The organism is Lentzea cavernae, assembly GCF_014653695.1.
Lineage (GTDB): Bacteria > Actinomycetota > Actinomycetes > Mycobacteriales > Pseudonocardiaceae > Lentzea > Lentzea cavernae.
In genome coordinates this window covers 456,312-464,823 of record NZ_BNAR01000002.1, presented here as the reverse complement: position 1 = coordinate 464,823, position 8,512 = coordinate 456,312, and the positions used below count along the sequence as shown (strand labels likewise).

Sequence of the window (8,512 nt, the reverse complement as noted above, 5' to 3'; positions counted from 1 at the left end):
CAGTTGATACCTGAAACCGGTTCCGCGCGAAACCGGTTTCGTGATTTCCGGTACAAACGAATCGTTCGAGTAACCCGAACGCGACAAACCGGCAACCCGTCAAGGGCTGCCGGTTCCAGTGAGTTGCTCGGACGTCACACGGCGCTAGCGCGCGGCCTTCGTGCCCGCCGGCGAGATGGCGAACCACTTGTCGTCCACGCCGTGTCCGGTCGTGTCGCCCGCCTGCTCGTCGTCGACGTACCGGTAGACCGGTTTGTCCGCGAGCGTCACCTGCTCCAGGCCGTCCGGGCGCTTCGTCGTGCCGAGCAGCGCCTGGTCGAGGCCGGGTGCTTCGATCTTGCCGCCCTGGGCGAGCAGCGGCGGCCACACGAGCGTGCACTCGGGTTCGAGGCACGTCGACTTCGACGGGCCGTCCTGCGTGGTGAAGTACAGGGTGTTGTGCTCGCGGTCGGCGACCACCGCGCCGACCGCGGGCGACCGTTCGACCTGCAGCTTCGCGATGTCTCCCGGCAGGATCTGGGTGGGCCCCGCGACCGGACCGGCAGCGGCCTCCAGTTCGGCCGGCGAGGCGGTCTCCTCCTGCGGGGGCGAGGAGCAGGCACCCAGGCACACGAGCAACGCGAGAACGGCGAATCGGCTCACAACGGGTGATACGGACAGGGGTGCCCGGCCGGTTCACCCCCGCGCCCGCCGGACGGACTCCGCCAGCCGGCCTTCGACCTCGTTCCACGGCACGACCTGGGGTGCCGTCCAGCCGCTCGCCACGACCACGCCACCGTCGAACACGTACAGACCGGCGTCCCGGCGGCGGTGCAGCAGCAGCCCGGCGACCAGGACCGGCAACGTGAGGATGACGAGTGGAGCCGCGCTGAGCACCAGCAGCAGAACCACGACAGCTCCCACCGCGAGCACGCCCAGCACCGTCAAGACCGTGACGCGCCGCCTAAGTTGCCGCGTGCACGCCCCGAGACCGCGTTCGGACGCGAGCCGTGCCAGCGCCTCCGGGACCTCGTCCATGCCCGCACCGTACGGCCGTGGGGCCGTCTCGGCTCAGCAACACCCTTATGGGCGGGTGATGGCCGCCAGCACGAGTTCGCGGATCTCCGCGGCGATCTCGTCGACCGCGAGCGGCGGCTCGTGCGCCTGCCACTCCCGCAGCAGGCCGGTGACGGCCCCGACCAGCGCGATCGCCGTCAGTCGGTACGACCGGCGCGGCGCGGCCCCCGCCGTCGCCGCCCGCAGCGCCTCGGACTCGATGAACTCCGCCCACGTGTTCACCCAGCGCACGTGCTGCTGCTCGATCTCGGCGTTCACACCCACGGCCTCGACGTAGTTGAGGCGCGGCGCACGCGGATCGGCCGTGACGCTGCGGACGAAGACGTCCAGCAGCGTCGTGATCCGGGTTGTCAGGTCATCGGTCCCGAGTTCGGTCAGCGCCGTGCGGACCTCGGCGAACGCCGTGGCGTTGATGAGGTCGTGCAGGTCGCGCAGCAGGTCCTCCTTCGAGGCGAACTCCTCGTAGAAGTTGCGCGTCGACACGCCTGCCTCGGTGCAGAGCTCGGAGATCCTGGTGGCCGCGAAGCCGGTGCTCGTGAACAGCCGCAGGCCCGCCTGGAGCAGCTTCGCCCGGCGTTCGGCCCTGCGCTGCTCGGGTGAGATGCCGCCGTAGGCACGCGCCACCGGGATCCCCAATCTGGTAACTGGGCTTGTCAGATTACGTCGGCGCAACCTCGTGCGCACCCCAGGCGTCTAGACCTTTGCGCGGGGGTTCAGCTGCCCGTCGCGCTGGGGATCAGGGCGGGGCACCCTCCGGTGAGATAGCCGGAGCTGTACTCGAAATGCCACTGCTCGTTTTCGTAACGGCGGCACCATCCGAGGGTGCTGCCGTTCTTCTCGACCCATATCGCCGATTCGATCGGCTGGACGTCGACCGCGAATCCGATCACGTGCATGGAACGGTCGGGCGGGTTCAGCACGTACTTCGACGCGAGTTCTTCGGTGCCGAACTTCTCGACCGCCTCGTCGAACTCCGCCTGCTGTTGCTGACGGCTCCGCTTGCCGTCGTTCAGGCACAGCTTGATGCCCTGCTCAGAGGCCTTCTGACGCAGCGTCAGCCACGCCTGCAGAACCTCGGGGCGCAGGCCTCGCGGCTCCTCGTCGAAGTAGCGGGCGTCGATCGGGCACTTCGGCCCGTCCGGCGGTCCCGGCACTTCCTCGATTATCGCGAGCGACTTTCCCGGATGGCGGTCGAACACGAGCGTCAATCTGCCCAGGTAACCCAGCGCGCCGCCGGTGGAAACCACGAGTGTGACGATCAGGAGCACGCCGAACACGACGCGTCTGGAGGTCTTGGACATGATTCGAATAATACGTCGGGGCGCAACCTCGTCTGTCAGCAACCCGTAACAGTCCGTCGGCAGCTGTGTCCCGGTGAACGTGTCGCGCGACACATCCGTTCGGTCCAACCGCACTTTCGGGGAGAGTGCGAATGTGATCGGTGAACAGTTCCTGGCCCCTTTCGCCCGATCGGATCGTGGTGGCAACATCTGCGTCGGCCGAGAACCGGCCCGTTTTTGTGAGGTCTCAGGAGGACCGCTTTCATGTCCGGCCGCATTTGTGTGTTCGTTGCTCTGTTCGTGTCGCTTTTCGCTTTCGGCGGCACCGCGCAGGCCGCTCCCGCCGCAGACGGGGGCACCGCGCTCGTTCTCACCGCCCGGTACTCCGAGTTCGACGGCGGCGCCTTCAAGGCCACCGTTCTGACCTGCGGACGAGGTGACCAGCACCCGCGCAGGGCCCTCGCCTGCGCGACGCTCGCCTCCGCCGGCACCGACCTGCGGACCATGCAGGCCGACGGGCGGGCGTGCACGTTCCACTACGCCCCCGTCGAGGTCGCCATGTTCGGTTTCTGGCGCGGTGAGCCCGTGAACGAGGTCCACACCTACCCGAACTCGTGCGTCGCACTGGCGCACACCGGTGCCCTCTTCGATTTCTGACGATCGATCACGGCACCGAAATAGAAATGTGGAGCGGGGCGCGGCAGGGGCGCTCCGCTCCACATTTCTTGCACCCGAAACGATTGATGCGCCGAATGGCGGAGAGGTCATCTCGTATGCGAGGGTTAGATCATGGCCGCCGCTCCCCGCTTCCCGCTGCTCCACTGGACGACCATCACCCCCGTGCTAGGCATGGTGCTGCTCGCACTGACCTGGGGGCGTGACCTCGGGGGCGTGCTGGTCGCGCTCGTCGCACTGGTCCTCGCCGCGACCGTGCTCGCCGCGGTGCACCACGCCGAGGTCGTCGCGCTGCGGGTGGGGGAGCCGTACGGATCGCTGGTCCTCGCGGTCGCGGTGACGATCATCGAGGTCGCCCTCATCGTCACGCTGATGGTGTCCGGCGGGCCCGAGGCCTCGTCGCTGGCGCGCGACACGGTGTTCGCCGCGGTCATGATCACCACGAACGGCATCGTCGGCATCGCGCTGCTGCTCGGCGCCCTGAAGCACCACACGATCCTGTTCAACGCGGAAGGCAGCGGCGGCGCGCTCGCCACGGTCATGATGCTCGCGACGCTGACCTTGGTGCTGCCGACGTTCACGACCTCCACGCCCGGCCCCGAGTTCTCCGGCCCGCAGCTAGTGTTCGCGGCCATCGCGTCCCTCGGCCTGTACGCGATGTTCGTCTTCACCCAGACCGTCCGGCACCGCGACTTCTTCCTCCCCGTCGACGAGGACGGCGTGATCGAGGCCGACGAGCACGCCGAGGCGCCGTCCGGCAAGGCGGCGCTGATGTCGCTGGGCTTCCTGCTCGTCGCGCTGATCGCGGTGGTCGGCCTCGCGAAGATCGAATCGCCCGCGATCGAGGCGGGCGTGCGCGCCGCCGGCTTCCCCCAGTCGTTCGTCGGTGTCGTCATCGCGTTGCTGGTGCTGCTGCCCGAGACGATCGCCGCCGCCCGCGCCGCGTTGCGCGACAGGATCCAGACCAGCATCAACCTCGGCTACGGCTCGGCGATCGCGAGCATCGGCCTCACGATCCCGACCATCGCGCTGGCGACGATCTGGCTCGACGGACCGCTGATGCTCGGGCTCGGGTCGACGCAGATGATCCTGCTGCTGCTCACGGTGCTGGTCAGCGTCCTGACGGTCGTGCCGGGCCGGGCGACCCGCCTGCAGGGTGGCGTGCACCTGATCCTGCTGGCGGCGTTCCTGTTCCTGGCCGTGAACCCCTAGCCGCTGTCTTGCAAGTTCGTTGGGCGACAGTGGCGGCCGAGGGCCCCGGAGACGGCGCCGCCGCTACGCCCGGTATGAGGCCGTGGCGGCGGCACCGCCTCCGGGTCGCTCGCCCGCGCCTCTCACCGAACGAACTTGCACGACAGCGTCAAGCCGGGATCCGTCCCGGTCGCTTGATCCGTTGTGCCTGCTTTGTCCGGCTCCTACGTTCGTGGAATGGTGAGTCGCAGGGCACTTCTGCACACGGCCGCTCTCGGAGCCGTGTCCGCGCTGGTCGGCAAGTCCACAATGGACGTCCAGCTGATCCGGCCCGGTGACGCCGCCTACTCGGACGCCAAGCTCGGCTACTTCACGCAGTACGACGCCCAGCGTCCCAGCGCGATCGCCCGGGTCGCGTCACCGGCGGACGTCCAGCGCTGCGTCGAGATCGCGCGCGCCGAACGGACCCGGATCACCGCCCGGTGCGGTGGCCACAGCTATCCCGGCTACTCCACGGCGGACGGTGCGCTGGTCGTCGACGTGCGCGGTCTCGACCGGATCGACGTGCGCGCGGACGGCACGGCCGAGGTCGGCGCGGGTGTGCTGCTGATGGACCTCTACGTCGCGCTGGCGAACGCCGGGCGGATGATGCCGGCGGGCACGTGCGCGACCGTCGGGATCTCGGGGCTGACGCTGGGCGGCGGCATCGGTGTGACCGCCCGGCAGTTCGGCCTGACGTGCGACCGGCTGGTCAGCGCTCGGATCGTGACGCCGGACGGCGTGCACCGCATGGTCTCCGCCACCGAACACGCCGACCTGTTCTGGGCGTTGCGCGGCGGTGGTGGCGGCAACTTCGGCATCGTCACGTCGTTCGTCTTCCGCACCGAACCCGCGCGCAACCTCACGACGTTCACCCTCGTGTTCCCCTCGGCGGCCCTCGTCTCGCTGCTCGGGGTGTGGCCGGACTGGCAGGGCAAGGCACCGGACGCGCTCACGTCCACGGTCGGCGTCGGCAGCGGCTCGAACCCGTACGTCGAGGTCGGCGGTTGTTTCGCGGGCACGCCCTCTGGTCTCAAGCCGCTGCTCGACGACCTCGTGCGCCGCGTCGGCGCGCAGCCCACCTCGCGCCGGGAGACCGAGCAGAGCTTCCTCGCCGCGATGGAGCGGTTCGCGTGGTGCAAGGTCGGCGACGGCTCCTGCAAGCCTTCGTGGAACGGGGGCGGCGGCAGGCAGTCGCGCGGCAGCTACGTCGCCACGTCGCGGATGCTGACCAAGCCGATCACCGACCCGCAGAAGCTCGCGGAGGTCTTCAGGAACACCCCGAACTCCTACAACATGATCGACGCGCTGGGCGGCGCCGTCGGTCGTGGCCCGGCCACCGCGTTCCCGCACCGGGGCGCGCTGGCGAGCATCCAGGTCGAGCTGTCGTTGCAGGCGGGGGAGGCGAACGCGCGGCGCGCGATGGGCGTGGCCCGCGACGAGCTCGGGAAGATGTTCGGCGCCAACGGGTACGTCAACTACCTCGACCCGCAGATGCCGGACTGGGCCCAGGCCTATTACGGCTCGTCGCTGACCGGGCTTCGCGAGGTCGCTCGCAAGTACGACCCGGACCGGGTGTTCACCTTCGCCCAGGGGCTCGCCTAGATTCATCCAGCCTTACGGGCTATTGCCCCGTGCGACGTTCGGCCCTAAGTTGCGGTAACGCCGGTTACCACAAAGGGGTCCACCGATGCAGCTCCGAGCCGTGCTCGCCGCCGTCCTCCTGTTGTTCACGCTGGTCACACCCGCTTCCGCGGCCGCGCCGGGTGAGCTGGTCAGCAGCAGGGAGGTGGCGTGGCACCCGGAGCCGCTGAGGCTGCTCCCGGCCCCCGTGAAGGCCTACGACATCCGCTACCGGTCGACGTCCGCGACGGGCGAGGCGAATGTCGTGTCCGGCATGGTGCTCGTGTCGCCGCTGCCGTGGACCGACGGCCCGCGCCCGATCGTGGCGTACGCGATGGGCACGCAGGGCATGGGCGACCAGTGCGCGCCGTCGCGGCAGCTGCAGGGCGGCACCGAGGTCGAGATCGCGTTCCTCGCGCAGGCGATGCTCAAGGGCTGGGCCGTCGCCGTGACCGACTACGAAGGCCTTGGCACGCCAGGGGATCACACGTACGCGGTGGCCCGCTCGGAAGGACGTGCCCTGCTCGACGTGGCACGGGCGGCCGCCGCCGTTCCCGGCCTGTCCGCGGACGCCCCGGTCGGCGTTTTCGGGTACTCGCAAGGCGGTCAGGCCGCCTCCGCAGCCGCCGAGCAGTGGAAGTCCTACGCGCCTTCGGTGAACGTCGTCGGTGTCGCCGCCGGCGGTGTGCCCGCCGACCTCAACGCGGTCGCGAAGTTCAACGACGGCAACGCCGGTTCGGGCCTGGTATTCGCCGCGGCCGCCGGGTACGCCGCGGCCTACCCGGAACTGCCGTTGTCATCGGTGCTCAACGCCCGCGGCCAGCAGGTCATCGACAGGATCCGCTCGGCCTGCGTCGCCGAACTCGCCCTGGTGGCACCGTTCACGCGCCTCAACTCGCTGACGACGGTGCCGAACGTCATCCAGGACCCGTTGTGGCAGACCAGGTTGAAGGAGAACACGCTCGGCTCGGTCAAGCCGGCCGCTCCCGTGTACCTCTACCACGGCACGCTCGACGAGCTGATCCCGTTCGGCGTGGGGCAGAAGCTGCGCTCGCAGTGGTGCGCGCTGGGCGCCGACGTGCAGTGGACGCCGCTGCCGTTGCTCGGGCACGTCACCGCCGTCAGCGCGTGGGGCACGAGCGCGATGAACTGGCTGGGCGACCGCTTCGCCGGCCGGAGCACGCGCCCCAACTGCTGATCACAGCAGGTGCCGGGGTTGCCTGCCGAGATCATCGTGCGGGGTGCTCCGGCACCGGGAAGCGCCGGCGGAACGTGAACCCCTCCGGCGTCGGGCCGTGGGCCTTGACCAGCTCCAGCTTCGCGAGCCCCTCTTCCGTCGTCGGCCGGTGCCCCGCGGGGACCCACCACATGACGTCGAACGCGCTGTCCGGCTCGAACCACTGCTTGCCGCGCTTGACCGCTTCGAGGTGCACGCCGCTGAACGCGTACGCCCACAACGACTCGACCGACTCCCACACGCTGAGGTTGTAGGCCTCGCGCATCGGATCGAGCCCCAGCCGCACCAGGTCTTCCAGCATCCGTTCGGACGTCGGCCGCCACACGAACCCGGGAGCCTCCCGCGCCAGGTCGTTGATCGCCTCGATCCTGCTGACGAACCCGCGCATCCTCCAGTGGTCGAACGCCCACCGCCCGGTCGAGATGTTGGCCTGCGCCAGGTGGAAGGCTCCCATGCGCCTACTCTGACATGATCGGGCCCATGCGGTGTGTGGTGCTGGACGACTACCAGGGCGTGGCGCTCGCCAACGCCGACTGGTCGGGCCTCGACGTGACGGTGCTGCGCGACCACCTCCCCGACCCGGCCGCCGAACTGGCCGAGGCGGAGTGCGTCGTGATCATGCGCGAGCGCACGCCGTTCGACGCGGCCCTGTTCGCGCGGCTGCCCCGGCTGAAGCTGCTGATCACGAGCGGCATGCGCAACGCCGCGATCGACCTGGACGCGGCCCGCGCGCACGGCGTGACGGTCTGCGGCACGGGCAGCGCCAAGACCCCGCCCACCGAGCTGACGTGGGCGTTGATCCTCGGCCTCGCCCGCCACCTCACCGTCGAGAACGCGGCCTTCCACTCCGGCGGACCGTGGCAGAGCACCGTCGGCGTCGACCTGGCCGGCCGCACCCTCGGCCTGCTGGGCTTCGGGCACCTCGGCAAGGCCGTCGCACGGGTGGGCCGGGCGTTCGGCATGGACGTCGTGGCGTGGAGCCAGAACCTCACCGCCGAGCGCGTGGAACCCGAAGGCGTCCGGCTCGCCCCGGGGTTGCACGACCTGTTGGCGCAGAGCGACTTCGCGTCCATCCACCTGGCGCTGAGCGACCGCACCCGCGGCCTGGTGGACGCCGCCGCGCTGGCCTGCCTGAAGCCTTCGGCGTTCCTGGTGAACACCTCGCGCGCGCCGATCGTCGACGCGGCGGCGTTGCTGGAGGTGTTGCGGGAGAGGAGGATCGCGGGTGCCGGGCTCGACGTGTTCGAGGTGGAGCCGCTGCCGCTGACCGACTCGTTGCGCGGCCTGCCGAACGTCCTCGCGACCCCTCACCTGGGGTACGTGACCGAGGGGAACTACCGCACCTACTTCACCGAGGCGGTGGAGGACGTCCACGCGTTCCTCGCGGGTGAACCGATCCGGCAGCTCTAGC

The 8,512-nt window shown here is 69.8% G+C and carries 10 protein-coding genes; 5 read left to right on the top strand and 5 right to left on the bottom strand.

Translation table 11 applies throughout. The features are described 5' to 3' along the window. Positions 1 to 144 precede the first annotated feature (144 nt). From IE307_RS08110 to IE307_RS08095, 4 genes are all read right to left on the bottom strand, one after another. A complete protein-coding gene (locus tag IE307_RS08110; RefSeq protein ID WP_191297218.1) occupies positions 145 to 642 on the bottom strand; it encodes a COG4315 family predicted lipoprotein in 498 nt (165 codons plus the stop codon). Positions 643 to 675: 33 nt separating this feature from the next. Beyond that, positions 676 to 1,017: a hypothetical protein gene (locus tag IE307_RS08105; RefSeq protein ID WP_191297216.1), complete on the bottom strand. Its 342-nt coding sequence runs from the start codon at positions 1,015 to 1,017 to the stop codon at positions 676 to 678. A gap of 45 nt (positions 1,018 to 1,062) precedes the next feature. Then, positions 1,063 to 1,680, bottom strand: a complete 618-nt coding sequence (locus tag IE307_RS08100; protein WP_191297214.1) for a TetR/AcrR family transcriptional regulator — start codon at positions 1,678 to 1,680, stop codon at positions 1,063 to 1,065. Positions 1,681 to 1,769: 89 nt separating this feature from the next. Further along, a complete protein-coding gene (locus tag IE307_RS08095) occupies positions 1,770 to 2,357 on the bottom strand; it encodes a D-alanyl-D-alanine carboxypeptidase family protein (RefSeq protein WP_191297594.1) in 588 nt (195 codons plus the stop codon). 279 nt (positions 2,358 to 2,636) lie between these two features. Here IE307_RS08095 and IE307_RS08090 point away from each other — a divergent pair, with 279 nt between their 5' ends. The 4 genes from IE307_RS08090 to IE307_RS08075 all read left to right on the top strand — a co-directional run bounded on the left by IE307_RS08090 (position 2,637) and on the right by IE307_RS08075 (position 7,062). Then, positions 2,637 to 2,993: an SSI family serine proteinase inhibitor gene (locus IE307_RS08090; protein ID WP_191297212.1), complete on the top strand. Its 357-nt coding sequence runs from the start codon at positions 2,637 to 2,639 to the stop codon at positions 2,991 to 2,993. 132 nt (positions 2,994 to 3,125) lie between these two features. Next, positions 3,126 to 4,223, top strand: coding sequence for a calcium:cation antiporter (locus IE307_RS08085; RefSeq protein ID WP_191297210.1), 1,098 nt, complete (start codon positions 3,126 to 3,128; stop codon positions 4,221 to 4,223). Between the two features lie 216 nt (positions 4,224 to 4,439). Next, the gene (locus IE307_RS08080; protein WP_191297208.1) at positions 4,440 to 5,846 is read left to right on the top strand and encodes an FAD-binding oxidoreductase; all 1,407 of its coding nucleotides are present in this window, start codon (positions 4,440 to 4,442) and stop codon (positions 5,844 to 5,846) included. Between the two features lie 85 nt (positions 5,847 to 5,931). Then, on the top strand, positions 5,932 to 7,062 hold the full coding sequence (locus IE307_RS08075; protein WP_191297206.1) for a lipase family protein: 1,131 nt from the start codon (positions 5,932 to 5,934) through the stop codon (positions 7,060 to 7,062). Between the two features lie 31 nt (positions 7,063 to 7,093). Here the strand turns inward: IE307_RS08075 and IE307_RS08070 are convergent, their stop codons facing one another. Continuing rightward, on the bottom strand, positions 7,094 to 7,555 hold the full coding sequence (locus tag IE307_RS08070) for a DUF3291 domain-containing protein (RefSeq protein WP_191297204.1): 462 nt from the start codon (positions 7,553 to 7,555) through the stop codon (positions 7,094 to 7,096). A gap of 26 nt (positions 7,556 to 7,581) precedes the next feature. On the opposite strand from IE307_RS08070, the gene IE307_RS08065 reads away from it, so the two are divergent. After that, positions 7,582 to 8,511, top strand: a complete 930-nt coding sequence (locus IE307_RS08065) for a D-2-hydroxyacid dehydrogenase family protein (RefSeq protein ID WP_229904513.1) — start codon at positions 7,582 to 7,584, stop codon at positions 8,509 to 8,511. Position 8,512: the final 1 nt, after the last annotated feature.